Source organism: Maritalea sp. YIW29, from assembly GCF_057219265.1.
The window spans coordinates 329598-354965 of the sequence record NZ_JBXVVF010000001.1 but is presented as its reverse complement, the minus strand read 5'-3'; the positions used below and the strand labels follow the sequence as shown (position 1 = coordinate 354965).

Genomic DNA, 25368 nt, shown 5'->3' with positions numbered 1-25368 from the left:
GTTCTGAAATGCGCATTGGTGTTCCCAAAGAAATCAAAAATCACGAATATCGTGTCGGCCTTACGCCAGAAAGCGTTGCTGAATTGGTGGCGCATGGCCACGAGCTTTTCGTACAAACACAAGCTGGTGCTGGCATTGGCGCAGCTGATGATGTTTACAAAGCAGCTGGCGCAAATATTCTGCCGACCGCGGCCGAGGTTTTCGATACCGCTGAAATGATTGTGAAGGTGAAAGAACCGCAAGCTGGCGAACGCGCTATGCTTAAACCTGGTCAAATCCTCTACACATACCTGCACTTGGCGCCCGATCCTGAGCAAACCAAAGACTTGGTCGATAGCGGCGCAGTATGTATCGCATACGAAACTGTGACCGACGATCAAGGCGGTTTGCCGCTTCTCAAGCCAATGAGCCAAGTCGCTGGGCGCATGTCCATTCAGGCAGGCGCGGCAGCATTGGAAAAAGCCCACGGCGGACGCGGCGTATTGATGGGTGGCGTACCCGGCGTTGCACCAGCGAAAGTTGTCGTTGTTGGCGGCGGGGTCGTCGGTTTCAACGCAGCACAAATGGCCGTTGGCATGCATGCTGATGTGACCATTTTGGATCGTAATCCAGCGCAACTAGAACGCTTGTCTAATCACTTTGAAGCCAGCGCGAAAGTTATCTACTCGACAAAGGCTGCTCTAGAAGAGCTTGTCACCACGGCTGACCTTGTGGTCGGCGCGGTGTTGGTTCCGGGCGCTGCCGCACCAAAACTTGTTAGTCGCGACATGTTGAAAACCATGCAGGCTGGCGCAGTACTTGTGGATGTTGCAATTGATCAGGGCGGCTGCTTTGAAACATCAAAAGCAACAACCCATGCCGAGCCAACTTATGTTGTTGATGATGTTGTCCACTATTGCGTGGCAAACATGCCCGGTGCCGTTGCCCGCACGTCAACATATGCGTTGAACAATTCAACCCTACATCACGCGGTTCAAATCGCGAACAAAGGTTGGAAAAAGGCACTTAGCGATGACGCACATCTGAAAAATGGACTAAATGTTTGCGAAGGAAAGATCACTTGCGAACCGGTAGCCAATGACCTTGGCTATGACTATGTCCCAGCGGATGCGTTTTTAAATTAAGACACTTCGCTGATCCAGACTTGAAGCCGGCCCCGTGTTGATACGCAGGCCGGCTTTTCAATGTCGAAAACAGAAATGGGCGCAATTGACGCCCAGGTTAACAAATCTAGTGGATTTTACTTACCTTTGGTGATACAGACCGTATGCAATTTAACAACAATCGAGCCAGATACGCACAACACACTATAAATTCTTAATAAAAAATTCAGTTCGGTTGTCGTCAGTTTTATTACCTAATTGACGATCGTTTATAAATTTGATGATAATAAAGTTAAAAGCGGAGGTTTGTTTGAAGGGGTGATAAAATGGATATGCTCAACGCGATGCAAACATTCGTGGCCGTTGCCGAAAATAGTGGAATCACTGCGGCAGCCGATAAATTAGGGTGTTCCAAGGCGATTGTATCGCGGACACTAAGTCTTTTAGAAGAGCGACTTGATGTTCGCCTTCTCAATAGAACAACACGAAGAGTTTCGCTGACGGAAGTTGGTGCCGAATATCTAGACCATTGTCGCGCTATCCTGGAACAGAACGCCGAAATCGAAAGCCGTTTTGCCGAAAAGGGACTTGAACCGCAAGGATTGTTGCGCATCAGTTCACCAATGACATTTGGCACACAGCGCATTACCCCCCTCCTGCCCGAATTCATGGAAAAACATCCAAAGGTTCAGGTGGATATTCAACTCAGTGACCGATTTGTCGATATTGTTGAACAGGGCATGGACCTCGCCATTCGCATCGGCGCCACAGGGTCAGACTCTCTCATCGTACGGAAATTTGCCGAGACGAAACACGTCATCGTTGCCGCCCCAAAACTAATTGAAAAGTTTGGTGGTGAACCTACGACCGTTGACGGGCTAAAGCACTGGCCGTCAATTGGATATAGCCTAAGAACAGCAACGCCAGTTTGGCAATCAATTCGTGCCAACTCCGAATATGAACGCGCTCGGTCTAACAATGGCGAAGCAATTTTACGCCTTGCAGAAGCTGGTGTCGGGATGGCTTATCTGCCACGCTTCATCGCCAGCGACTCTGTAAAATCTGGCAAGCTAAAAATTCTCTTACCCGGATTGGCAGAAGAAACGACGCCGCTCTATGTCCTATATCCGCATAGACGCCGCCTTGCCCTAAAGACCCGGGTTTTCATCGATTTCTTAGTGCAAAAATTCTCTAATATTTAGCCGTTTGATGCCAAGAAATACTTGGAAAATGCAAAAAAGACCCACCGTCCAGAGCAAGCCTTTTTCACTTCAATTCCAACACTTTTGAAAGACGATTTACTCAAAGAATGTTGAAATCTCCTGGAGAGGTTTCTTCTGCATGGCATGCTTGGGGATAGTGGCATCGGAAGCCGGATACCCTGCAACAAGCAGAATGTACGGTTTGTCCGTTGATGGTCGATTGCACAATTTCGTCAAAAAGCTCATTGGATTTGGCGTATGCGTCAGCGTAACCAAACCGGCTTCATGCAATGCCAGCAACAAAAATCCTGTCGCTATCGAAACCGATTCAGGTACATAATAATTCTTATACTTTTGCCCATCCGCACCGATTGATTTTCGTTGTCCAAAAATGGAAATCAGCCAAGGTGCAGTTTCCAAAAATGGCTTTTTAGGATCTGTGCCAATTGGCTTGAGCGCCCGCAACCATTCTTCCCCTGCCCGACCCTCGTAAAAGCTTGCCTCTTCTTCCTCAGCCGCAACACGAATTTTGGATTTCATTTCGGGGTTGGATATGGCGCTAAAATGCCACGGTTGGTGGTTGGCTCCGTTTGGAGCTGTTCCAGCCGCCAATAGACATTTTTCAATGATATCCCGCGGGACCGGCCGATCTGAAAATTCCCGAACAGTGTGACGCTCTTTCACCCGTAGGTAAAAAGCATCAGCTGCGGCACGCATTTGTGCCAGAGATTTTTCTTGATAATCTGGCAGCCCTATGGGCTCAAATTCTTTACCAAATTGATGTTCAATCACAACACTTCCCCATATTGTCTGATCACATTGTCAGACAATATTAAAGTTCGTCAATTGTCAAATTGATTCTACAACACCCATTTGGCGGGTACCAGAAATCAACAAGCCGTACTCGGCCACAGGAACGATCTAAATGTCAGGCATCAACGCGGAAATAGTCGTCATCCAACGCCTGCACAAGATCCCCGGCCTTTAGGATGTGCTGTATCATCGCTGCTTCGGCGGCCTCTGCATCCCCCCTAACCATCGCATCCACGATGATACGATGGTCATCGTTGGTGGTGAAAACGGCGTTTTGCCCAACGAGCACCCGGAATTGAAGCCAAAAAATTGATGTTTCGAAACGCTTGATTGCTTCAAGCAGATAGATATTGTCCGCCGATTGTGCGACCAAACTGTGAAATTGCGTGTTCAGGGTTGAAAACAGACTAAGGTCAGACTGCGCGACAGACGCATCAAGTTGCTCTTGAATTTTTACAAAAGGCCTTGGATTAACTGTCGCCTTTGTTGTTGCCAGCCGAACGGCCAACCCTTCAAGATTTGCCCGCACGCAATAAACATCCGCCGCCTGTTTGCGGGTCAACTTGCAAACCGAAACGCCTCGATGACGCTCAAAGGTCAGCAAGCCAGTTGAGATAAGGCGTTGAAACGCCTCGCGCACGGTGCTTCGACTGAAACCTAAATCCTTCGTATAGTCAGCCTCAACCAACCTTGTGCCCGGCACCAGCCGCCCTTTGCGGACAGACTCAGTTATGATTTCGACAACCGCCTCAACATTTGAACCCATGAATTCACGCCTTCCGTACCATTGCCCTGTCACGTTCTAGTTAATTAAGCAGTCGACCAAAAGCCGTATTTGGCCAAATTGGACCCGACAGACAATTTTGTCTGACAAAGTACGATTTACTTTGACTTGCACGCAACAATTTTTAATGCTCGCGGACACAGGAGGAAATATGGCTTGGATCAATACAATCAAATTTGCAGATGCAACTGGTAGACTAAAACAGCTTTACCAACGGGTTACAGGCCCGGACAACAATGTCGACAATATAATGATGATGCATTCGCTCCGCCCCCACACAATGGAGGGGCATATGGCGATTTACAAATATGTTTTGCACCATTCCAACAACACAATACCGAAATGGTTTTTAGAAACGATTGGCACCTATGTCAGTTATCTCAACAAATGCGATTATTGCTTTGAACATCATTATGTTGGACTGAAGCGCAACCTTGGTGACGATGAAGAAGCTGCACTAATCCGCACTGCAATCGTTCAAGACAATTTGGCCAACGCACCTCTTGATGAGAAACAATTGGCGGCCCTACAATATGCGCAAAAGCTCACCATTTCCCCAGCCGCAATGATCGAACAAGATGTAAAAACCTTACGAAAATCTGGGTTTGACGACGGCGAAATATTGGAAATCAACCAGGTCATTGCCTATTTTGCCTATGCGAACCGGACGGTACTTGGCCTTGGATGTTCAACGGATGGCGATGTAATCGGCTTGTCGCCCGGCAATTCAGAAAACCCTAACGACTGGTCGCATCAATAGTCGAACAAGCGAACAACGCCCTGCTTTGACCAGCAATAAAGCGAGATATTGGCTTCGTCCGCCTTATCTAGCGCAAATCCAGTTGGCGCAGAAATAGAAGCAACGGCGCGAACCCCATGTCGTGCCGCTTTCTCTATGATCTCATATGAGCAGCGGCTGCTGACGAGCAAAAATCCATCCTCCAAATCAGCCAAACGAGCACGAGCGCCCAGCAATTTGTCAACTGCATTATGCCGACCAATATCTTCGCGCGCCAAAACAATATCGCCATCAATTTTCACCCAAGCGGCGCCATGCACCGAAAATGTCTGCGCATTGAGTTGTTGATGGTTTGGCAAAGCCAGAATTGCGGCCTCTATTGAGCTTTCTGCAAGTTCGAGTTTGCCACTTGCTACTTTTGGCAGCGGGGCCAACAGGCTATCGGCATTTTCCATGCCGCACAGGCCACAACTTGCTGACCCAACCATGTTGCGGCGCTTTTGCCTAATATCCAACCGGTCCAGTCGGCGTTGATCAATCTCGATTTTCAGGTCGTGCCCAATGCCGACATCGTCCGACTTGATAGATTTAATCTCATCATGGGAATTGACAATATGCTCTGAGATTGAAAAGCCAACGGCGAAATCTTCTAGGTCACTTGGCGTGGCTAACATCACCGCATAGTTGCGTTGATTGAAAATCAAGGCAACAGGGCATTCCTCAGCAATTTGCCAAGTCGCGCCCTCGCCGCCAACCGAAACGTTCAGTTGGCGAGAGGTATTTGATTTGGATGGTCGATCTTTACTCACTCAGCAGGCTCTGCCGGTGTTTTCTCAACAATCTTGCGCAAAGACGGTGTCTCCAGCGCATAATGCTCCTGCCACTCAGACTTATGATTGGCCGGGGTCACTTCAACTGCCGTCACCTTATATTCAGGGCAATTTGTCGCCCAATCCGAGTTCTCGGTAGTGATCACGTTCGCACCGCTCTCCGGGTGGTGGAATGTTGTGTAAACAACGCCCGGCGCCATCCGCTCTGATATTTGCGCACGTAAAGTGGTTTCCCCTTTGCGCGAACGAATGGAAACCCAATGCCCTTCGCGGATACCTTTGGCTTCTGCGTCCGACGGGTGAATTTCCAACACATCTTCTTCCCACCAATCGACATTGTCCGTACGGCGGGTTTGAGCGCCCACATTGTACTGGCTCAATATCCGACCCGTTGTGAGGATAAGCGGGAACTTGCGGTTTGTTTTCTCGGTTGTTGGCACATACTCAGTGATGATGAAGGCACCCTTGCCACGAACAAACTCTTCCTCATGCATGATCGGCGTGCCGTCCGGCGCATCATCATTACATGGCCATTGCACTGAACCCGTTTCATCCAAACGCTTAAAGCTGACGCCAGAAAATGTCGGCGTGAGCGCTGCGATCTCATCCATGATTTGTGAGGCGTCGGTATAGCTCATTTCGTTATAGCCCATTGCATTGGCCAAACGCTGGGTGACTTCCCATTCTTCCAGCCCAGTTGCCGACTTCATCACCGGGCGCACTCGGTTGATCCGACGTTCCGCATTGATGAACGTACCGTCCTTCTCAAGGAAAGACGTACCAGGCAAGAACACATGGGCAAAGCGCGCGGTTTCGTTAAGGAAGAGATCTTGAACGATCAAAATGTCCAAGGCTTTAAGCGCTGCTTCCACATGAAGCGTATTAGGATCGGATTGAGCGATGTCCTCACCCTGCACATACATGCCTTTATAATTACCTGAAATGGCCTCATCAAACATGTTCGGAATGCGGTAGCCAGGAACACTATCCAGCTCACGCTGCCATGCCGTTTCAAACGTACCGCGCACCTCGTCGTCTCCAACTGGACGATAGCCAGGAAGCTCATGCGGGAACGACCCCATATCGCAAGAGCCTTGCACATTGTTCTGGCCCCGCAATGGATTTACACCCACGCCACGCCGCCCGATATTACCAGTGGCCATAGCAAGGTTTGCCATGCCCATCACCATGGTGGAGCCTTGGCTGTGCTCAGTCACGCCCAAACCGTAATAAATCGCTGCATTTCCACCGGTTGCGTAAAGACGTGCCGCTGCGCGAATTTCGTCAGCATCGACCCCACATTCCTCAGCGATGGTTTCAGGCGCATTCACATCATCAAGAATGAAATTGCGCCACTCCATAAAGCTTTGCAGGTCACAGCGCTCTTCAACGAATTTTTGATCGATCAAACCCTCTTTAGCGATCACATGTGCAATCGCATTGATCACCGCGACATTAGTGCCTGGCTTAAGCGGCAAATGATGTTCTGCCTCGATATGAGCAGACTTCACCAAGTCGATTTTGCGCGGATCAACAACGATCAGTTTAGCGCCTTCGCGAAGGCGGCGCTTCATTTGCGATGCGAACACAGGGTGCGCATCAGTTGGGTTCGCCCCAATCACGATCATCACATCGGCTTCTTCCACCGAGTCAAAATCTTGCGTACCAGCAGATGTGCCAAATGTTTGGTTCAATCCATATCCGGTTGGCGAATGGCAAACGCGGGCGCATGTATCCACATTATTGTTGCCAAATGCCGCGCGGATCATTTTTTGCACAACCCAAATCTCTTCCGCCGTGCAGCGAGAAGACGTGATGCCACCAATCGACTTCGGTCCATGGTCGGTTTGCGCTTTTTTCAATTTTTCAGCCGAAAACGAAATCGCCTCATCCCACGAAACTTCCCGCCATGGGTCAGTAATATTTTCACGGATCATCGGCTTAGTGATCCGATCATTATGGGTTGCATAGCCCCACGCGAAGCGGCCCTTAACGCATGAATGGCCATGGTTTGCCTTACCGTCCTTATACGGCACCATGCGGATGACTTGATCACCCTTCATTTCCGCTTTGAACGAACAACCAACGCCACAATAGGCACAAGTGGTCAAAACTGACCGGTCAGGCGTACCGTGCTCGATGACAGAGTTTTCCTGCAATGTTGCCGTTGGGCAAGCCTGAACACAGGCACCGCATGAAACGCATTCTGATGAGAAGAAATCTTCAGTACCAACCGCGACCTTGCTGCCAAATCCACGCCCATCAATGGTCAATGCTAACGTGCCTTGCACCTCGTCACATGCTCGCACACAACGCGAACAAACGATGCATTTTTCAGGATCGAAAGTGAAATAGGGATTGCTTTGGTCTTTAGGCGCGTCGAAATGGTTTGCCCCCTCATAGCCGTACCGAACATCACGCAAGCCAACTGACCCTGCCATATCCTGCAATTCACAATCACCATTGGCCGCACAAGTTAGGCAATCCAGTGGGTGATCCGAAATGTAAAGTTCCATCACTCCGCGGCGAAGCTTTTCAAGCCGTGGCGTTTGAGTTGAAATTTTCATGCCCGGCGCAACCGGTGTTGTACAACTCGCCGGGGTACCCTTGCGACCCTCAACTTCGATCAAGCAAAGCCGGCAAGAACCAAATGGGTTTAGAGCGTCGGTGGCGCAAAGTTTTGGAATATCAATGCCAATTTCAGACGCCGCGCGCATAACGCTGGTGCCTTCTGCAACCTCAACCTTAAACCCATCAATCTCGACCTGAACTTTTTGGCCAGATTTGGACTTTGGGGTGCCGAAATCTTTTTCTTTTAAGATAGCCATTGTCTATCTCCTATTCTGCTGCTTCGCGAGAAACACGCGGCGCAAAATCTTGAGGAAAATGTTTAACTGCACTCATAACCGGAATGGGAGTCATGCCACCCATCGCGCAAAGCGATCCATCAACCATCAATTCGCAAAGGTCTTCAAGCAAGACCATGTTTTCATCATAATCGTTATTGGAGGCGAGCTTGTCGATCACCTCTTCGCCGCGCACCGCGCCTACTCGGCATGGTGTGCACTTGCCGCAACTCTCTTCAGCACAAAATTCAAATGCATATCGAGCCTGCGCCATCAGATCGGCAGTGTCATCAAAGACCACAATACCACCATGGCCAACGCCCGCGCCGTTTTCGGCCATCACCTCATAATCCATAGGTAACTCGAGCATATCCTTTGGCAGATATGCGCCCAACGGGCCGCCAATTTGCACGGCCTTAAATGGTTGCCCAGATCGGGTCCCGCCGCCATATTTTTCAACGAGGTCACCTAATTTAACACCAAATGCGGTTTCAAACAAACCACCCTGCTTGATGTTGCCAGCAATTTGGAAGGCCAATGTGCCTTTGGATCGACCTTGTCCATAATTGGCATATGCATCACCGCCATGCGCCAAAATCCATGGCGCAGCACAAAGTGAAAGCACATTGTGCACGAGCGTTGGTTTGCCAAAAAGGCCTTCAAGCGCTGGAATGGGTGGCTTAGCCCGCACCACACCACGCTTGCCTTCTAGGCTTTCCAACAGCGACGTTTCTTCGCCGCAAATGTAAGCACCTGCGCCAATGAATACACTCAGTTCAAATGCCTTGCCGGAACCCAGTACGTTGTCGCCGAGCAACTGGTTTGAATTGGCAATCTCAATCGCCTCATTCAAGATGCGCGCCGCAATCGGATATTCAGACCTGAGATAGATGTAACCTTTGGTTGCACCGACGCCCAGTCCAGCAATAACCATGCCTTCAATCAGAAGGAACGGATCGCCCTCCATGATCATCCGGTCAGCAAATGTACCGCTATCACCCTCGTCCGCGTTGCAGACGATGTATTTTTGATCGGCCTGCGCCCGTTGAACTGTGTCCCACTTGATCCCAGCCGGGAACCCAGCGCCACCACGCCCACGAAGTCCCGAAGACTTCACCTCTTCAACAATATTCTCTTGGGTTGATGCCGCCGCCTTGCGTGCACCTTCAACCCCGCCATGTGCTTCATAGTCTGCAATAGAAAGCGGATCAGTCACACCGCACCGCGCAAATGTCAGCCGCTGCTGATCTTGCATAAACGGGTGTTCGTCCACTACGCCAATATTTTTGTCATGTGCACCACCGTCTAAAAAACCAGCATCGAAAAGCGAGGCAACATCTTCGGCAGCAACTGGGCCATAGCCCATGCGTTTTCCATCGACTTCGACTTCAACCAAAGGCTCTAGCCAATGCATGCCGCGCGAACCATTGCGCACCACTTCGATTTCTGCGCCGCGCTTTTCAGCTTCCGTTGATATTGCCAGCGCCAACTCGTCTGCCCCCAGCGCCACGGCAGCACTATCAAGCGGCACGTAAATGCGTTGTTTGCTCATGATGATACCTCATCAGCAATGCGCTGCCCGTCGACCCGAGCTATCAATTTCCCGTTGACTTCTGCGGCTGGCGCGCAGGAACAAAGTCCTAAGCAATATACAGGTTCAATGGTGACGAAATCACTGGCATCGGTTGTGCCCATTTTCGTGGCAAACCGCTGTTCCAAATCAGCTTCAATCGCGCGTGCGCCAACAGACTGGCACGCCTCCGCAACGCATAGACGAACATGATTTCCACCGGGCTTTTTGTCGCGAAAATCAGCATAAAAGCTAATAACGCCACGCACTTCTGCCTGGCTAATGTTAAAAAGTTCTGCCGCGATCCTAACGGTGTCGACTGGCACGAACCCGCATCTTTCCTGTACATGGCGTAAGCCGGTGATTAGACCACCTGTTTCTCCAACATGACCGGAAAGAGCCTCCTCGATAATCTTTTCCATACCCAATCGTTCCCTCAATGCGCTCCGAAGGTCAAGCACGTTGATGTAAATCTTTAGTCATAAACCAACTCAGCCGCGCAAACCTTGTGTAATTACTAAATGAGGATGCCGGGCGATCAAATGTAAAACAAATGAAATGCGCATCAATTAATTTGAATTTTGAGTGCAATCGCCAAGTAGCTTTCTCATCTGTTAACGCCACAAACTTCATCAGAAAACCAGTTGTCTTTCGTCACGCCGCCACTATGATCCGGGAAATGAAAAGCAAATATACAGGAAATTGCCTTTGCGGCGCGGTCACCTACGAAGCACAAGGGCAGCCAATTGTGGTGGCGCAATGCCACTGCGAAGAATGCCGCAAACTGAGCGGAACAGGCCACACAATTGGCGCCATGTTCCCGGTTGCTGCACTCACCATTAACGGTGATTTGGGTGAATATAGCTATCAGTCGAGCAAAGATTCTATCGTCACGAAAAAGTTCTGCGCACAATGTGCAAGCCCGATCTACGGCACAAATTCCCGCACACCAGAACATTTGACGCTAACGCTGGGGTCAATTGATGACGCAACTGGGCTTGCCGTTGAGGTGATTATATTCGATCGCGACAAACAGAGTTGGGACCAACTTGGGCCAGACGTCATGACCTTTGATACTCAACCCGACTGGAAACCCCAGAAGTAGGTACGCGGATTAGCCACGTACTACATTTATTGACTTACAAAATGTCGGCAATCGCATTTTTCTAAATTGAACGAATATTGACCCGTTTTGACAATTCCTCGGCGCTTTCAACCCGCTCAGAATATCGATCCACCAGATAGGCGGAACGCCCACGGGTAAGAATGGTGAATTTCATCAATTCTTCCATCACATCCACAACACGATTGTAAAACGGCGAAGATTTCATGCGCCCATCATCGTCAAATTCAGTAAATGCCTTTGGCACAGAAGATTGGTTGGGAATGGTGATCATGCGCATCCAGCGCCCGAGGATTCGCATTTGATTGAGTGTATTAAAGCTCTGAGAACCACCGCAAACCTGCATCAACGCCAAGGTACGGCCTTGGGTTGGGCGAAAACCGCCGATCGGTGCCAAAGGCAACCAATCAATTTGGGTTTTCATTACCCCGGTCATCGCCCCGTGGCGCTCTGGCGAACACCAAACTTGCGCCTCAGACCAAATCGAAAGCTTCCGTAATTCTTGGACCTTGGAGTGCGCTTGGTTTTCTTCGTCAACCAACGGCAAATCCCTAGGGTCGAATATCTTCACCTCGGCACCAAGGGATGTTAAAATTCGGGCCGCTTCTTCGGTGAGAAGTCTTGAATAAGATCGCTCACGCAAAGATCCATAAAGCATGAGAATTTTGGGCGCGTGATCAGGTTCTCCAGGAAGCCGCAAAGCCTCTTTATCAATGGGCTGGAGCTCCTCATCCACGAGATTGGGCATTCCGTCGTTCCGGTCGTAGCTCATGTCATCACTCATGGCGCTACAATCACTTCACCGTCTTCTTTTGTGTAAGATTGACCCGATGGCACATCTATCAGTTCAAACACGCGCTCCGATGGACGACACAGGGCGACACCCTTTTTGGTGCATACAATTGGGCGGTTGACCAGCACAGGATGCTCAACCATCGCGCTAAGCAATTCTTCATCCGTAACGTCATCGCGCGTCAATCCGAGCTCCACGGCTGGTGATTTTGACACCCGCAAGGCCTCTTTCGGCGACAAATCAGCAGCCGCGAAAAGGCCAAGCAATTGCCCGCGGGTCCAACCTGTTTGTTGATACTCAATAACAACTGGCTCTTCAGCAAACGCGCGAATGATTTCCAAAACATTGCGAGAGGTCCCACAACCCGGATTGTGGTGGATAACGATACTCATATTAGTCCTCTTGAGAAAGATCGTGTTCAGAATTTGGAATTTCATCCAACAGGTTTTGGCAAAGTTCAGGTCGTCCGCCACAGCAATCCTGCATCAGAAATGACAGAAGGCCGCGCACAGCTTCGAAGTCGGCAAAATAGCGAACGACACGCCCCTCCCGCTTATTATGCACAAGCCCAGAATTAAGAAGAATGGAGAGGTTGGCCGACATCGTGTTTTGGCGAACATCAAGTGCGTCGCCAATTTCACCCGCTGGCATGCCATTTCCGCCCGCCTTCACAAGCAGGCGAAAAACATCTAGCCGCGTTTGCTGGCTAAGGGCTGAAAAGGCACCAATTGCGTTTAATGAATCCATATATCATGATTAATTGATATATGGATTCAGATCAACAGTTGCTTCGAAAAATGGCTTCAATTAGTCAAGGTTCTTTTGTGGTTCCAAAAGGCCTAAACGCTCTCGACGGAAGAAGCGAATATTTAGAATTACGGCGACAATCGTCAGCCCCCCGGCCAAACCAAGCCAAATCCCCACGCCACGCAGATCAACAACAAACCCGAGCAAATATGCAATGGGCATACCCATAATCCAATATCCAAATATAGCAGCGTACATTGGCACTTTGGTGTCACTCAATCCGCGAAGTGAAGCCGCGGCCATAGCCTGTGCCCCATCAACCAACTGGAACAGACCTGCAACGGCAAGATACGAAGCCGCCAAGCCAAACACCGCAATGTTTTCAGGTTTTGCAGGGTCTAAGAATAGCGTCACAAACGCCGCCGGAAACAACACGAATAACATGCAAGTGATCGCCATAAAGCCGGTACCCAGTACAATTGACGTCCAGCCAGAAATGCCAACACCATCTCGCGATCCACGTCCATATTGCAGCCCGACACGTATGGTCGTCGCCTGCGATAAGCCAAGTGGCACCATGAATGAAATCGAGGCCAATTGAAGCGCAACAGCATGAGCCGCAAGCTCCTGAGTACCCAACCATCCCATCATTACCGTCGCCACACTGAACATGCCCACTTCGGCGGTCAGCATCAAACCAATCGGCGTACCCACTTTGATGATTTCGACAAAGCGCGGCCAGTCAGGACGCCAAAACCGGATCAGCAATTCGTAATGTCTATATTTCTGACGAACAAGCACATAACCCAACCCAAATAGGAAGGTCACAGAATGTACAAGGATGGTGGAAATGCCAGCACCGGCCAATTCAAGCCGCGGAAATCCGAAATTGCCAAACATAAGCGCATAATTGCCGATTCCGTTGACAACAATGCCGATAAGCGTGGCAATCAGCACGATTTTCGTGTCCTCATGTGCCGACAAAAAGCCACGCAAAACGGTGAACACCAAGAACGGATAAAACTGAAATGCAGCGAACTGAATATAGGTAGCAGCAAGCACACCCAAGTCGGGGTCCTGCCCCAGCATTTGAAAAATCCATTCAATCTGCAAAATGAACGGCACGAGAATTGACGCAAACAGAATCGAAACCCAAAAGCCCTGCCGAACCGTCCGTCGAACAGAACGAAAATCTTCACGCCCAATGGCCTGCGCCATCATCGGCGAAACTGCTGTGACAATGCCAATGCCGAACACTAAGAACAAAAACATGAGCGACGTTGTAAGCGTTCCGGCCGCCAAATATTCAGGGCCCAACCAGCCCATCATAATAACGTCCGTCGTGCTTAACCCAATTTGCGCGATTTGCGCAGCAATCAAGGGCCACGCGAGAATCAAAGTCGATTTTGTTTCGTGCTGCCAGCTTGGCTGCGTCGCCTGAACAGATTGTGCCCCAGACATTATCTCACCTCATAAGAATTTCCGGCAAGAGGCTATTCACCATTCAAACGCAAGTTCGTTAGAATTAACGAAGAAGAGCGAACAGAAAAACCACACATGCAATTGCCGACGCGAAGAAGTCGCGATTTACCAATATGGTTCGCACCACTTCACTGATTTGGCAAGATATTCTTATGGAGTTAGAAATTTCGATTTGGCGCTGTGACCAATTTGTCGATGTCACTATTTTTCGTTTTGAGGAAGGCCATCTGCGATTTCGTAGTAATCGCCTTTTTCAGACGTAAAAATATGCTTTTCCATTTTGGTATCCGTTGGCTTGTCGAATGCGCCCATGGATACACCAATCCAATCTTTAAAGATCGCGTCAAAAAACAATGTGGAACCACACATCAAACAAAACCCACGTCGCACTTTCTCAGACGATTGGAACCAGCTGATGTTTTCCTCGCCGCTAATCTTCAAATTGTCTTGCTGCACATCTGTTGAGACCAAATAATGGCCTGTTGATTTGCGACACGCATCACAATGACAACCATCCGGCGCCTCCAGCTCTGCGGTTACTTCAAACTCAACAGCACCACACAAACAACTTCCACTGTGCATAATTCTCTCCTAGCAGATCAGACAATAATTTCGCGACCGCTACATATTTGGGTAATTGGGTCCTTCACCACCTTGCGGTGTCGCCCAAGTTATGTTGCGCGCAGGATCTTTAATATCACACGTCTTGCAATGCACGCAGTTTTGGGAGTTGATCACAAATTTTGGCCCCAACCCATCAGATTGCTCCACAATCTCATAAACACCAGCAGGACAATATCTTTGTGCTGGCTCATCAAATTCGGCCAAATTTTGACTTATCGGCAAGTTCGGATCAGCCAATTTTAGGTGGCAAGGCTGTTCTTCGGCGTGGTTGGTGAAACTAAACGATACATTGGTCAAACGATCAAAAGACAGTTTTCCATCCGGTTTTGGATAATCGATCTTTTGATGTTGAGAAGCAGGTTCCGTTGCCATCGCATCAGACTTTGCATGACCCCAAGTACCAAAAAGCGGCGTACCAAACAACGAAGCAAACCACATGTCTGCACCAGCAAGTAATGTGCCCCAGACGGCCCCGAGCTTGGAACTCATCGGCTTGACGTTGCGCACTTTGTTTAGCTCTTTTGCGATTGCGCCGGTGCGAACATTGGTCTCATAATCGCTTAACTCATCGCCTTGTCGGCCAGCTTTCAGCGCTGCCGCTGCGGCCTCTGCTGCTTCAATGCCGCCTAGCATCGCATTGTGATTGCCTTTGAGGCGCGCAAAATTCAACGTGCCTGCAGCGCAACCTAAAAGCGCACCGCCCGGGAAAACCATTTTAGGAAGTGACTGAATGCCGCCACTTGCGATCACACGTGCGCCATAAGCGGTACGTCGGCCACCCTCTAACAGCTTGGCGACTTGTGGATGGTGCTTGAATTGTTGGAATACCATGTAAGGAAACACATATGGATTTTTATAATCCAAGTGCACAGTGAAGCCGACATAAACTTGATTGTCTTCAAGGTGATAGATGAAAGATCCACCACCTGCTTCGCTGCCCAAAGGCCACCCAAGGGAATGTTCAACATGCCCAAGCTTATGTTTGGACGGGTCAATTTCCCAAATTTCCTTCATGCCCAAACCGAATTTGGGATGATCGGCATCTTTGTCCAGCTCAAAGTTGGCAATGACTTGCTTGGACAACGACCCGCGCGCGCCTTCACTCAAAAAGACATATTTGCCGCGCAGTTCCATACCCGGCTCGTAGCCGTCACTTTGTGTGCCATCTGGGTTCAACCCAAACTCACCCGCGACAACGCCAACCAATTCGCCATCGTCACCATAAACAAGCTCAGAGGCTGCAAATCCAGGGAAAACCTCCACACCGAGTTCTTCAGCCTGTTCCGCTAGCCAACGACAGACATTACCCATCGAGACGATGAAGCAGCCCTTGTTGGACAAAAGCGGCGGCATCAAAATGTGCGGAATTGTGAAGCCGCCAGACTTAGAAAACACATTGAAATGATCGCTGGTCACTTCGGTTTTGATTGGGGCGCCCTTTTCTTTCCAGTCAGGGATCAACTTGTTGATGCCAGAAACATCAAGGATCGCACCGGAAAGAATATGCGCGCCAACTTCTGAGCCTTTTTCCAGCACAACGACAGAAATGTCATCGCCACCGATTTGCTTCAGGCGAATTGCTGCTGACAGGCCTGCTGGTCCCGCACCAACAATAACCACATCATATTCCATGGATTCGCGTGCGACTTCACTCATTCCAATTCCCCTTACAAATGCTCAAAAACGGCCCACTGGTAGCGGGCCGTTCAATTCATGTTAGCGATGTTCTAAACACAAAATAGCTAAGTGCAAAATCAGCATTTCGCATAATACGATCACCAAATCGTATCATCGAAAACTTACCGACTAGACTTTTGCAGCCGTAATCATGATTTCAACAAAGAAATCACTCGTTGCCAATTTGCTTTCGCCTGTCGCACGCGCTGGTGGGTTAGCTGGATCAATCCACGCATCCCAAACAGCATTCATCTCGCCGAAATACTGCATGCTTGATAGCCAAATTTCAGCCTTCAGAACATTCGATTTTGATGTCCCAGCTTCGGCCAATAGTTTGTCGATATTCGCCAAGATGGTTTTCGTTTGCTCCGCAGGATTATCGCCAGCGTTGCCAACTTGGCCTGAAAGATAAACCATATCGCCAAAAACGACAGCTTGGCTCATACGTGTGCCGGGGTTAATGCGTTGAATGCTCATAATCTTTTCCTATTGTGTAAGTGTTGCCCGGTCGGGCGACAAATCGTCTATCAATTCTTGATCAGCAAATGATGGCAAGCTTGTTCCAAGAACCATTTTCGCCGCCAACAAACTCAGTGCGGGCGACGTCTGGATGCCATATCCGCCCTGTCCTGCCAACCAGAAAAATCCTTCAACCGATGATGCATAGCCACATACCGGCGTTTTGTCGGGCGCAAAGACCCGAAGCCCTGCCCAACTGCCTTCGACATGGGCAACTTCGTATGTAGTCGCTTCAGAAAACCGGAATAGACCTTCGGCCAAAACCATATCATCCACAAATACATCATGGGGCGGAACAGGGTCTTCGTCCGCCGGCGAAACCAAAAAGCTGCCTGCATCCGGCTTCATGTACCAATCTTCGACCGCACTAAGCAGCATTGGCCATTTGTGTGACTGTTCAGGATGAGACGATGGCAAGGTCGCGATAGAACGTCGCTTGGCAACCAACCCGACCGGCGAAACCCCAAACATTTGCGCCACTTCATCTGCCCACGCACCGGCTGCATTAACAACAATCGGCGCTTCAAAAACACCCTGCGGCGTTTCAAGCTGCCAAACGCCGTCTGCGAATTCTGCTGTGGTAACGCCTGCATTGCAGATAACCAACGCGCCGTTCTTTTTGGCTTCCTTTAGCCAACCCTGATGCAGCGCAGCGACATCCAAGTCTTTTGCCTCGCGCTCAAACCCAACGCCAGCACATTCACTCTCATCAATAATTGGAACTAGTTTCTTGGCCTCAACCGAAGACAAAAACTCAATGTCATCAGCATTTGCAACCAACTCATCCAGATGCGGTTTGCTGTCCGCGTTGGCATAATACAGGACACCGCGATCCGACAAAACGGAGTGCGGGAAAAATGCAGCAGGCAAGTTTTGGAACATTTCCCAAGAGGCTTTATTGAGCTTCTTAATTGGATCATTGCCATAATTCATCGCGAACATCGCGGCGGATCGGCCTGTCGAATGATAGCCGGGCCGCTCTTCCATATCCAAAATGATCACGCGCTTTGACTTCGCCAATTGCGCTGCAACTCCAGCACCAGCGATGCCAGCACCAATCACCAAAATATCTGCTTGCTGATTCATATTTAGAGAAACCAATTCGAACTAGTGCAGCTATGATCGCTATCCATCAAGCAAAAAGCAAGTATGAATCATCAGATTAAGTCTTTGAATTTTGCTTTTCGCAACTCACGATAAACCACTGAAAACAAACTACCTTCCAACGGCATACCCTTGCATAAACCGTGCATTGGCACCGGCTCTTAAAAAACCATCTGTTTTTGAAGCAGCGGTCATGCGGCCCAAGGTCCAGTCTCCATCAACCTGCACCCGATGGCCTTTACGTTTGAGTTCATCCACTGTTGAACTCGGGAAACGCCCTTCAACAACAAGGTGCCCAGCATCTGCCTCGCGTGGATAAAATGAACTTGGAAAATGATTGGTATGGAAGCCCGGCGCGTCGATCGCTTCTTGTAGATTTTGCCCAAAATGCACATAGCGCAAAAAGTGGTGCAACGACCATTGATCCTGCTGATCTCCGCCTGGGGTTCCGAAAGTTGTTTCCGGTTTCCCGTCCTTCATCGCCATGGAAACTGACAATGTTGTGCGCGGACGTTTGCCCGGTGCAATGCACGTAGGTGAACGTTCATCCAGCCAGAACATTTGCGCACGGTTGGTCAAACAAAAACCGAGCCCCGGCACAACCGGAGAACTTTGCAACCACCCGCCCGATGGCGTTGCAGTGGCCATGTTTCCCCACTGATCGATAATGTCAAAGTGGCAAGTGTCGCCTTTTGTGCGACCGTCTGCGCCTGTCGGTAATTCATCAAATCGCGCCACGGTAGGCTCACCAATATCTTTGTTGTTTCGCCCCTCTTCCGTTTCACCCAAAGGACGATTGACCACTGGTCCACCAGCCCCCTCAATATGCCCTGGACGCAACTCCATTGAGGCTTCTTTGCCGATCAGTTTTCGGCGTTCATCATTGTAAGCATCACTCAACAAGGTTTCCATTGGCACATCTACAAAGTCTGGGTCGCCGTAAAACGCTTCCCTGTCTGCAAATGCTAATTTTGAAGCTTCAATAACAACATGAACAAATTCGGGATCATTAGGCGACATTGCGTCCAAATCAAGAGCTTTGAGCAATGCTAGTTGCTGCAAGAACGCAGGCCCCTGCCCCCAAGGGCCCGTTTTGAGCACATCATAGCCTTTATAGTGATAACTCAAGGGCTCTTCATACGAAGCACTCCAACTGGCCATGTCAGCGCCCGTTAAAAACCCGGGTTGAGGCCGGCCCGTCGTATCCATCACTTCATTCTGCGTAAAGAATGTGTCGACAGCTTCGGCAACAAACCCTTCGCGCCAGACGCGACGGGCCTTTTGAATCTGCTGCTCGCGATTTCCCCCAACAGCTTCTGCCTCTTCGATAATCCGCATGTAGGTTTTCGCAAGGATCGGGTTAGCAAACCGACTGCCAACTTTGGGTACATTCCCGCCGGGCAAAAACACTTCAGCAGAGCTAGGCCAGTGATCGTTAAACTGAGTTTGCACCTTTGATATGGTGCCCACGATATTTGGCACCAACGGCACACCGTTTTGCGCATAGCCTACGGCATATGAAAGAACGTCGCGCAAGTGCAACGTTCCATAGTCGAGCAGCAACATCATCCACGCGTCAAACGCGCCGGGCACAACGGTCGACAAAAATCCGGTGCCGGGGACAATATCGAGACCTAGGGATTTGTAGGCCTCAAAAGTCGCTTTTTGTGGCGCAACGCCCTGACCACAAACAACACGTGGCGCTTCACCTGCCTTCGCAATTAGCATCGGCACTTCACCGCCGGGGCCATTCAAATGAGGTTCAACAATTTGCAATGTAAACCCTGTGGCCACTGCCGCGTCAAACGCGTTGCCCCCGCGCTCCAAAACAGACATGCCGACCCCAGATGCAATCCAATGCGTCGATGCAACCACACCAAAATCGCCAACAATTTCTGGACGCGTTGTAAAATTAGTCATATTCCCCCCAAACACTTAAGCGGCATTTTAAGCTGTTTCTCCGATCATGCAACAAATGGTTGTACCAATTCAAAGATTGTTTCGCGGACCACCTCACCTTCAGGATATCAACCAATTTCTTGGCTCTCGCTTCAATTCACTGTTGATTTTACGGGCTTTTTCGCGCTTAAAATCACATCAGCAACAAGAATTGGTTGAACATGGCCGTAATTGATAAGAATACATCTAAGAATGCGCCCAAAAGCACGCTCGAGGGTGCTCCACTGGCGGACAAGCAAGCAAACGTCGCAAGCCAAGCCACCACCATGCGCGCTTATGAAACCGTGGTGGCAAAGATCCGCATTCTCATTGAAGAAGAAAAGCTTGGACCCGGCGATATGTTGCCGCCGGAGCGACAACTCGCGGAGCTATTTAAAGTTTCTCGACACTCGCTGCGCGAGGCTATACGGGTCATGCAGGAGCAAGGTGTACTTGCTGCACGTCAGGGCAGCGGCAACTATATTCAAGCGACCAGCAAGGCCGATTTGGTCCGCGCTCTCGGGTTTTCGACCAAAGGCAATACAAGAAAAGTATTTGACCTGTTCCAACTGCGCGACATGCTGGAGCCACAAATTGCAGGGCTTGCCGCAGAATTGGCGACCGAAGAACAGCTTGCTGTCATTAAGGATTTTGACGCTCGGCTGGAAGCAAATGAAGATTTCGACGAAGGACAGAAACTAGATCGTTCTTTCCACGAAGCAATTGCCGCTGCGACGGGAAATGAACTTCTTTTTGACGTCTTGCGCGAAATCAATTTGCATATTTTACCAACGGCATCTTCTGACACAGAAAAGGCACGGCGCAAGACCGTTTCCAACGAAGGCCATAAACGCATAATCGACGCGCTGGAAAAACGCGATGCTGACGCAGCGCGGCAAGCGATGCATCAGCATATTTCTGAAGTACGTTCTGAAGTGTTGTAGCGGCTAACATTTGAGCCGCTAACAGGATTAAACCACGACTCGCAAATTACGTAGCGGACGGCCTTCCACGAGGTTTTGCGCCACAGAAACAATAGTATCTGCATCAATGCCGAAGTGAGAATAGAGATCGCCAACCGTGCCAGTTTGTCCGAAGTGCTCGACGCCAAGTGGCACCGTTTGATGCCCAGCCACAGCACCTAGCCAGCTAAGGGTCGCTGGATGGCCATCTGTTACGGTTATGATTTTGCAATGTGGCGGCAAATCCGCCAACATGCGCTCAACATGTGACATTGCGCCTGCGTTTCCACGACGACGTGCCCGTTGTGCGGCAGTCCACCCCGCATTTAGCCGATCTGCTGATGTGCAGGCCAAAACGCCGATATCGCGGCGATCTTCGCCAATGCGGCCCGCAGCTTCCAATACTTCAGGACCAACGACGCCTTGATAGGCAATAACAACTTCACAATTTGCGCCGGGCTTGCGCCACCAATATGCACCATCGATTACGCCCTGCTTAAACGCGTCATCTTCTCGCCAAACAGGTTGTTCCAATGGACGCGTTGAAAGCCGCATATAGATCGAACCACCTGTTTCGTCACGCAACCACGTGCGCTCGTCAGGGTCGCCTTCACCATCGCGCTGCATATAGTCGAACGCCCAGTTCATAATCACTGACAATTCGTCCAAATAGGCAGGTTCAAACGCAGCCAAACCATCTTGGCTCATCCCGATCAGTTGAGAACCAATTGATTGGTGCGCGCCACCCTCAGGCGCAAGGGTCACCCCAGATGGTGTACCAACAATCATAAACCGGCTATCTTGATAACAGGCGTAGTTCAAAGCATCGAGACCACGTGCAATGAACGGATCATAAACCGTTCCAACCGGTAACAACCGCTCACCAAACAAGCCGTGGGAAAGGCCAGCAGCACCAAGCATCAGAAACAAGTTCATTTCCGCAATGCCGAGTTCAATATGCTGTCCGTCTGGTGAAAATGACCATTTTTGAGCTGACGGAATAGATTCGTCTTTAAACGTATCGCCCATCACTTCGCGCGCAAACAAACCTTTACGGTTTACCCAACCGCCAATATTGGTGGACACAGTAACGTCGGGAGACGTGGTGATAATACGTTCTGCAAGCTTGTCGTCCCGTTTGGCAATGGCATCAAGAATTTTACCGAAACCAGCCTGCGTTGATTGGTTGCGATCAGTGAGCTTAATGCCCTCGCCGACAGGAATGGCCTCCGCCTTATAGCGGCGCGTCCCCTTCGCAAAGAAGGGCACCTGATCCAGAAAGCTTTGGGTTTCTTCAACATTGTCAATTGCGCCGAATTTTTCCCATTCGTCGCCTGTTTTCACGCCAACATTATTGCGGAAAAATTCCATTTGAGTAGGTGTCATCAAGCCAGCATGATTGTCTTTATGGCCCGCAAGTGGCGTGCCCCAACCCTTAATTGTGTAAGAAAGGAACATGGTGGGTTTGTCGTGGTCAATACTATCGAACGCTTCTACCAACGTCTCCATACATTGGCCGCCAAGATTGTTCATCAGTGCTGACAATTCTTCGTCAGAGCGCTTTTCAACCAACGCGGTCACATCACCTTGATCACCGATTTCGTCCAGCAAACGTTTGCGCCACGCGCCACCGCCCTGGAATGTCAGTGCTGAATAAAGCTGGTTCGGGCAGCTATCGATCCAGTCGCGCAGCTTGTCGCCACCTGGCTCAGCAAATGCAGCGCGTTGCAGCGAACCATGTTTGATGCGCACAACTTCCCAGCCAAATGCTTTAAAAATGGTTTCAAGCCGTTCCCAAAGACCTTCTTTGATAACGCCATCCAAGCTTTGGCGGTTGTAATCGATAATCCACCAGACATTGCGCAGGTCGTGTTTCCAACCTTCTTGCAAACATTCAAAAATGTTACCTTCATCCATTTCTGCGTCGCCGATCAACGAGATCATGCGGCCCATTGGCTTGTCTTTTGCCCATTTCTTGGCCTGCAAGTAATCTTGGATCATCGAGGCAAACGCAGTTACCCCAACACCAAGGCCAACTGAACCAGTTGAAAAATCAACATCGTCAATATCTTTGGTGCGACTTGGATAGCTTTGCACCCCGCCAAAACCGCGGAAATTTTCCATTTTCTCACGCGTTTGGTTGCCCATCAAATATTGGATTGAGTGAAAAATTGGCGACGCATGCGGCTTTACGGCCACTCGGTCTTCAGGGCGAAGCACATGGAAATATAGCGCAGTCATGATCGAAACGATCGAAGCCGAAGAAGCCTGGTGTCCACCAACTTTAACGTCACCATCTTCTTTTTTGCGGAGATGGTTTGCGTTGTGGATCATCCAGCAGGCGAGCCATAACACTTGGTTTTCCAACTGCTTCAGCTGATCAATTTCGTTTTTCATCGCGCTTCTCCTCGCTTGCAAAGGTAGGTCTTTAAAACTTCTATATATCGCGTCGCTCACAAAGAGAAGACGTCAGACGTATGATGTATATGTTAGATGGCAATTTATTTCAACAAACAGATGCCTTGTTAGATCATGCTCAATTCTCAGGTTCGTCCAGCGTACAAAAGAAGAGAAACGTCCAGATTACAAGTTGTCCGACATCTTACACATCCAAAAACCGAAAACAAGTCGCATTCTGGCAAAACAGCACACCGCAGTCGTGGTCGCACCATTAAGATGCGACCGCCGTCTATCCCTATTAGGCGACTTTTTGGTTTGTAGTTGGCAATGCCTGCACAATATCAGCGATAATGTCATCAGGTTCTTCAAGGCCGACAGACATGCGAACCAAACCTTCGCTGATCAAATGTGCTGCTCGTTCTTCTGGCGTATATGTCGAGTGTGTCATGCTCGCCGGATGCTGAATTAATGTTTCAGCGTCACCCAAGCTCACTGCTCGCTTGATCATTTTCAAGCGGTTCATCGTTGCTTTTCCGGCTTCAATACCACCAATGACTTCAAAGGCGATCATGCCGCCAAAGTCTTTCATGGTGCGCTTCGCCAAGGCATGCTGGGGAAAGCTCTCAAGACCGGGGAAATGCACTTCGGAAACCATCGGATGTGCTTCTAGTGCTTGAGCCACTTTCATCGCACTCGAACAATGTCGATCCATCCGCAATTGCAAAGTTTTTAGGCCGCGTAAAATCAACATTGCATTGAAGGGCGCCATCACCGCGCCCGTCATGTCTTTCATGCCGACGAGGCGAATTTGACTTATGTCTTCTAGCGATCCCGCAACAAGACCTGCAATCACGTCGCCATGACCGCCCAAATATTTGGTCGCTGAATGCACAACAATGTCCGCGCCCAACTCAATCGGTCGCATCAAATATGGCGTAGTGTATGTGTTATCAACGACAACTTTTGCGCCCGCCTCATGGGCGATACCTGAAACAGCAGCAACGTCGACCAAACGCATGTTCGGGTTGGCTACAGTTTCAAAATACACAATTTTGGTTTTTTCACTGATCGCTGCCCGCACATTTTCGGGGTTGGTCATATCCACATGGGTGATCTTTATGCCAAACTTCGCCAAGCCATGCTGGAAGTAAGCAAACGTGCACCCATAAAGCGTTTCATCACAAATGACCTCGTCGCCCGGTGACAGAAACGTCCACATCACAGAAGTAATCGACCCCATGCCAGAAGCGTTTGCCAATCCGGCCTCAGCTCCTTCCAAAATCGCAATTCGGCGCTCCAAAAGATCACATGTCGGATTAGATATCCGGGAATAAACATGGCCCGGCTGCTCGCCAGCGAAGATATCACCACCATGTTCTGCAGACTCAAATGCGAATGTTGACGTGAGGTGAAGTGGCGGCGTCAATGCCCCCTCTTCGTCCAGAGGATCATATCCATGATGGATCGCATTTGTTGAAAAACCCAATGGGCGTCCTAGGGCGTCTTCTTTCATTTCGCATTCCTCCAAATGATAAGTGGCGAACATTGCGCCAAATCTGACACCATGATACTGCTTATTTGAAGGCATTTTATGACCAATATTGATCAAGAACTTGTCACTATTAGCATTTAATTGCGCGGTGGAGCCAAAAATGGATAAAACGGATCAAAAGATCATACGTGAATTGCAAGCGAATGGTCGCCTGACCAACCAGGAACTAGCAGAGCGTGTAAACCTGTCCCCGTCCCCATGTTTGCGTCGTTTGAAAAACCTTGAAAAATCCGGTGTGATAAAGGGCTATTGCGCAATCGTTGATCAAGGAAAATACGGATTGCCGGTCACCGTTTTCGTGAGAATCAAGCTGCAACATCACACTGAAAATGTTGTGAACGAATTCGAAACCGCGGTCCTTCGGATCGATGAAATTCTTGAATGCCATCTCATGACGGGTGACTGGGACTATCTATTGCGTGTTGTTGTTGGCAGTTTGGAAGACTATGAACGTTTCACGCGCCAACGCATCCATAAAATTTCAGGTGTCGCAGCGATTGAAACTAGCTTTGCTTATGGCGAAGTAAAACGCACCAACACCTACCCAGCCATTTAAAGCT

23 protein-coding genes are annotated in these 25368 nt (G+C 49.6%); 6 read left to right on the top strand and 17 right to left on the bottom strand.

All coding sequences use genetic code 11. The annotated features are described in order from the left end of the window. The first annotated feature begins 8 nt into the window (after positions 1-8). A complete protein-coding gene (gene ald, locus AC2D8L_RS01755; RefSeq protein WP_484683733.1) occupies positions 9-1124 on the top strand; it encodes an alanine dehydrogenase in 1116 nt (371 codons plus the stop codon). Positions 1125-1429: 305 nt separating this feature from the next. Further along, positions 1430-2305: a LysR family transcriptional regulator gene (locus AC2D8L_RS01750; protein WP_484683732.1), complete on the top strand. Its 876-nt coding sequence runs from the start codon at positions 1430-1432 to the stop codon at positions 2303-2305. A gap of 96 nt (positions 2306-2401) precedes the next feature. Here the strand turns inward: AC2D8L_RS01750 and AC2D8L_RS01745 are convergent, their stop codons facing one another. Both AC2D8L_RS01745 and AC2D8L_RS01740 read right to left on the bottom strand, forming a co-directional pair. Next, positions 2402-3097, bottom strand: a complete 696-nt coding sequence (locus AC2D8L_RS01745; RefSeq protein ID WP_484683731.1) for a nitroreductase family protein — start codon at positions 3095-3097, stop codon at positions 2402-2404. Between the two features lie 136 nt (positions 3098-3233). Further along, positions 3234-3884 (bottom strand): GntR family transcriptional regulator, encoded by a 651-nt coding sequence (locus AC2D8L_RS01740; protein ID WP_484683730.1) that lies wholly within the window; start codon positions 3882-3884, stop codon positions 3234-3236. 169 nt (positions 3885-4053) lie between these two features. Between AC2D8L_RS01740 and AC2D8L_RS01735 the strand changes: the two genes are divergently transcribed. After that, positions 4054-4662, top strand: coding sequence for a carboxymuconolactone decarboxylase family protein (locus AC2D8L_RS01735; protein ID WP_484683729.1), 609 nt, complete (start codon positions 4054-4056; stop codon positions 4660-4662). Here AC2D8L_RS01735 and fdhD read toward each other — a convergent pair. Genes fdhD through AC2D8L_RS01715 form a run of 4 tightly spaced genes read right to left on the bottom strand, consistent with a single transcriptional unit; the run spans position 4656 to position 10309 of the window. Beyond that, positions 4656-5450 (bottom strand): formate dehydrogenase accessory sulfurtransferase FdhD, encoded by a 795-nt coding sequence (gene fdhD, locus AC2D8L_RS01730; RefSeq protein WP_484683728.1) that lies wholly within the window; start codon positions 5448-5450, stop codon positions 4656-4658. The genes AC2D8L_RS01735 and fdhD overlap by 7 nt on opposite strands. After that, positions 5447-8299: a formate dehydrogenase subunit alpha gene (gene fdhF, locus AC2D8L_RS01725; RefSeq protein WP_484683727.1), complete on the bottom strand. Its 2853-nt coding sequence runs from the start codon at positions 8297-8299 to the stop codon at positions 5447-5449. The genes fdhD and fdhF overlap by 4 nt, the downstream gene beginning before the upstream one ends. A 10-nt stretch (positions 8300-8309) precedes the next feature. After that, the gene (locus AC2D8L_RS01720; RefSeq protein ID WP_484683726.1) at positions 8310-9869 is read right to left on the bottom strand and encodes a formate dehydrogenase beta subunit; all 1560 of its coding nucleotides are present in this window, start codon (positions 9867-9869) and stop codon (positions 8310-8312) included. Next, positions 9866-10309: an NAD(P)H-dependent oxidoreductase subunit E gene (locus AC2D8L_RS01715; protein WP_484683725.1), complete on the bottom strand. Its 444-nt coding sequence runs from the start codon at positions 10307-10309 to the stop codon at positions 9866-9868. The genes AC2D8L_RS01720 and AC2D8L_RS01715 overlap by 4 nt, the downstream gene beginning before the upstream one ends. Positions 10310-10566: 257 nt before the next feature. Here AC2D8L_RS01715 and AC2D8L_RS01710 point away from each other — a divergent pair, with 257 nt between their 5' ends. Further along, positions 10567-10992: a GFA family protein gene (locus AC2D8L_RS01710; protein WP_484683724.1), complete on the top strand. Its 426-nt coding sequence runs from the start codon at positions 10567-10569 to the stop codon at positions 10990-10992. A gap of 61 nt (positions 10993-11053) precedes the next feature. On the opposite strand, the gene arsH is transcribed toward AC2D8L_RS01710, so the two are convergent. The 9 genes from arsH to AC2D8L_RS01665 form a co-directional block, all read right to left on the bottom strand. Then, positions 11054-11758: an arsenical resistance protein ArsH gene (gene arsH / locus AC2D8L_RS01705; protein ID WP_484685136.1), complete on the bottom strand. Its 705-nt coding sequence runs from the start codon at positions 11756-11758 to the stop codon at positions 11054-11056. A gap of 32 nt (positions 11759-11790) precedes the next feature. Continuing rightward, positions 11791-12195 carry an arsenate reductase family protein gene (locus AC2D8L_RS01700; RefSeq protein WP_484683723.1) on the bottom strand — a complete coding sequence of 135 codons (405 nt, stop codon included), beginning with the start codon at positions 12193-12195 and terminating at the stop codon, positions 11791-11793. Between the two features lies 1 nt (position 12196). After that, positions 12197-12550, bottom strand: coding sequence for an ArsR/SmtB family transcription factor (locus AC2D8L_RS01695; RefSeq protein WP_484683722.1), 354 nt, complete (start codon positions 12548-12550; stop codon positions 12197-12199). 60 nt (positions 12551-12610) lie between these two features. Continuing rightward, complete coding sequence (locus AC2D8L_RS01690) at positions 12611-14011, bottom strand: MATE family efflux transporter (protein WP_484683721.1); 1401 nt, start codon at positions 14009-14011, stop codon at positions 12611-12613. 222 nt (positions 14012-14233) lie between these two features. Next, positions 14234-14614 (bottom strand): GFA family protein, encoded by a 381-nt coding sequence (locus tag AC2D8L_RS01685; protein WP_484683720.1) that lies wholly within the window; start codon positions 14612-14614, stop codon positions 14234-14236. A 39-nt stretch (positions 14615-14653) separates the two neighbouring features. Then, positions 14654-16312 (bottom strand): electron transfer flavoprotein-ubiquinone oxidoreductase, encoded by a 1659-nt coding sequence (locus tag AC2D8L_RS01680; protein ID WP_484683719.1) that lies wholly within the window; start codon positions 16310-16312, stop codon positions 14654-14656. Between the two features lie 150 nt (positions 16313-16462). Continuing rightward, positions 16463-16810 (bottom strand): RidA family protein, encoded by a 348-nt coding sequence (locus AC2D8L_RS01675; RefSeq protein WP_484683718.1) that lies wholly within the window; start codon positions 16808-16810, stop codon positions 16463-16465. A 9-nt stretch (positions 16811-16819) separates the two neighbouring features. Then, positions 16820-17938, bottom strand: coding sequence for an NAD(P)/FAD-dependent oxidoreductase (locus AC2D8L_RS01670; RefSeq protein ID WP_484683717.1), 1119 nt, complete (start codon positions 17936-17938; stop codon positions 16820-16822). Positions 17939-18067: 129 nt separating this feature from the next. Beyond that, positions 18068-19876, bottom strand: a complete 1809-nt coding sequence (locus AC2D8L_RS01665; protein ID WP_484683716.1) for a gamma-glutamyltransferase family protein — start codon at positions 19874-19876, stop codon at positions 18068-18070. 200 nt (positions 19877-20076) lie between these two features. On the opposite strand from AC2D8L_RS01665, the gene AC2D8L_RS01660 reads away from it, so the two are divergent. Continuing rightward, positions 20077-20838 (top strand): FadR/GntR family transcriptional regulator, encoded by a 762-nt coding sequence (locus AC2D8L_RS01660; protein WP_484683715.1) that lies wholly within the window; start codon positions 20077-20079, stop codon positions 20836-20838. A gap of 27 nt (positions 20839-20865) precedes the next feature. Here AC2D8L_RS01660 and AC2D8L_RS01655 read toward each other — a convergent pair whose 3' ends face one another. Both AC2D8L_RS01655 and AC2D8L_RS01650 read right to left on the bottom strand, forming a co-directional pair. After that, the gene (locus AC2D8L_RS01655) at positions 20866-23253 is read right to left on the bottom strand and encodes a 1-deoxy-D-xylulose-5-phosphate synthase N-terminal domain-containing protein (protein ID WP_484683714.1); all 2388 of its coding nucleotides are present in this window, start codon (positions 23251-23253) and stop codon (positions 20866-20868) included. Positions 23254-23554: 301 nt separating this feature from the next. Further along, positions 23555-24769: a methionine gamma-lyase gene (locus AC2D8L_RS01650; RefSeq protein WP_484683713.1), complete on the bottom strand. Its 1215-nt coding sequence runs from the start codon at positions 24767-24769 to the stop codon at positions 23555-23557. Positions 24770-24908: 139 nt separating this feature from the next. On the opposite strand from AC2D8L_RS01650, the gene AC2D8L_RS01645 reads away from it, so the two are divergent. After that, positions 24909-25364 carry an Lrp/AsnC family transcriptional regulator gene (locus tag AC2D8L_RS01645; protein ID WP_484683712.1) on the top strand — a complete coding sequence of 152 codons (456 nt, stop codon included), beginning with the start codon at positions 24909-24911 and terminating at the stop codon, positions 25362-25364. Positions 25365-25368: the final 4 nt, after the last annotated feature.

Coding starts and splice junctions, on each gene's coding strand:
- AC2D8L_RS01720 (WP_484683726.1), bottom strand. CDS start 9,869: ATGAGCAAACAACGCATTTACGTGCCGCTTGATAGTGCTGCCGTGGCG.
- AC2D8L_RS01680 (WP_484683719.1), bottom strand. CDS start 16,312: ATGAGTGAAGTCGCACGCGAATCCATGGAATATGATGTGGTTATTGTT.
- AC2D8L_RS01670 (WP_484683717.1), bottom strand. CDS start 17,938: ATGAATCAGCAAGCAGATATTTTGGTGATTGGTGCTGGCATCGCTGGT.
- AC2D8L_RS01740 (WP_484683730.1), bottom strand. CDS start 3,884: ATGGGTTCAAATGTTGAGGCGGTTGTCGAAATCATAACTGAGTCTGTC.
- AC2D8L_RS01645 (WP_484683712.1), top strand. CDS start 24,909: ATGGATAAAACGGATCAAAAGATCATACGTGAATTGCAAGCGAATGGT.
- AC2D8L_RS01665 (WP_484683716.1), bottom strand. CDS start 19,876: ATGACTAATTTTACAACGCGTCCAGAAATTGTTGGCGATTTTGGTGTG.
- AC2D8L_RS01660 (WP_484683715.1), top strand. CDS start 20,077: ATGGCCGTAATTGATAAGAATACATCTAAGAATGCGCCCAAAAGCACG.
- AC2D8L_RS01695 (WP_484683722.1), bottom strand. CDS start 12,550: ATGGATTCATTAAACGCAATTGGTGCCTTTTCAGCCCTTAGCCAGCAA.
- AC2D8L_RS01685 (WP_484683720.1), bottom strand. CDS start 14,614: ATGCACAGTGGAAGTTGTTTGTGTGGTGCTGTTGAGTTTGAAGTAACC.
- AC2D8L_RS01735 (WP_484683729.1), top strand. CDS start 4,054: ATGGCTTGGATCAATACAATCAAATTTGCAGATGCAACTGGTAGACTA.
- fdhF (WP_484683727.1), bottom strand. CDS start 8,299: ATGGCTATCTTAAAAGAAAAAGATTTCGGCACCCCAAAGTCCAAATCT.
- AC2D8L_RS01715 (WP_484683725.1), bottom strand. CDS start 10,309: ATGGAAAAGATTATCGAGGAGGCTCTTTCCGGTCATGTTGGAGAAACA.
- ald (WP_484683733.1), top strand. CDS start 9: ATGCGCATTGGTGTTCCCAAAGAAATCAAAAATCACGAATATCGTGTC.
- AC2D8L_RS01700 (WP_484683723.1), bottom strand. CDS start 12,195: ATGAGTATCGTTATCCACCACAATCCGGGTTGTGGGACCTCTCGCAAT.
- AC2D8L_RS01750 (WP_484683732.1), top strand. CDS start 1,430: ATGGATATGCTCAACGCGATGCAAACATTCGTGGCCGTTGCCGAAAAT.
- AC2D8L_RS01675 (WP_484683718.1), bottom strand. CDS start 16,810: ATGAGCATTCAACGCATTAACCCCGGCACACGTATGAGCCAAGCTGTC.
- AC2D8L_RS01655 (WP_484683714.1), bottom strand. CDS start 23,253: ATGAAAAACGAAATTGATCAGCTGAAGCAGTTGGAAAACCAAGTGTTA.
- AC2D8L_RS01690 (WP_484683721.1), bottom strand. CDS start 14,011: ATGTCTGGGGCACAATCTGTTCAGGCGACGCAGCCAAGCTGGCAGCAC.
- AC2D8L_RS01710 (WP_484683724.1), top strand. CDS start 10,567: ATGAAAAGCAAATATACAGGAAATTGCCTTTGCGGCGCGGTCACCTAC.
- arsH (WP_484685136.1), bottom strand. CDS start 11,758: ATGCCCAATCTCGTGGATGAGGAGCTCCAGCCCATTGATAAAGAGGCT.
- AC2D8L_RS01650 (WP_484683713.1), bottom strand. CDS start 24,769: ATGAAAGAAGACGCCCTAGGACGCCCATTGGGTTTTTCAACAAATGCG.